Source organism: Vibrio sp. 970, assembly GCF_033339075.1.
Genome location: NZ_JAWOTW010000436.1, coordinates 1 through 641, shown reverse-complemented (window position 1 = coordinate 641; position 641 = coordinate 1). Strand labels below are relative to the sequence as shown.

The 641-nt window shown below is 41.5% G+C and carries 1 pseudogene; it reads right to left on the bottom strand.

Annotated elements, in window-relative coordinates:
- Positions 1-641: pseudogene (locus R7Q11_RS27150) on the bottom strand (AraC family transcriptional regulator); the annotation flags it as partial.

Below are 641 nucleotides of genomic sequence, written 5' to 3'. Positions count from 1 at the left end.
GTAGAGATACAAACCGTGCTCAGTACCAACCCAATACTCTTGATTGGTCTCTGAAAACGTCAGTACGTGGGAGCCGCCAATTTTGACGATCTCTTTGTTCGGCTCGTAAATATTGAAGATCAACGCGCCTTTTAAGGTGCCGACCAGTATCTCGCGTCTCGTATGCGAGTAGTACACTTTTTCAATGTAGTTTTGACCGGATGAAATCACATGATCAAATTTATTACCTTCAGAGAGATAGACACCAGATGTTGTAGCCAACGCCCATTTGGTTTCGATCAGAATCGCATCATTGATGTACACATAACTATTATTGCTATGTTGATAAAGTTGAAGCAGTGAAAATGAATCAAGTTCATTGGTTTTGATGTTGTAGGTATAAAAATGTGCGCCATCACTGACCCAAATATAATCACCTGATGAACCTATTTTTCTAATTTGCGACCCGGGGTTAAGGCTAAAGACCAACTGCCTTTCTTTGTTTGGGTAGGTCTGATAAACCTCATTTTCGACAAAGGTCCAGAATGACCCTTGATGATACGCAAGCTGCTTTGCGGTCGTTTGCAAAAAACTGCCTGATTTTGGCAGAACATTCTGGCCGTCATAAAAAAGAACGCGGCCATGTACATCATGAATCCATA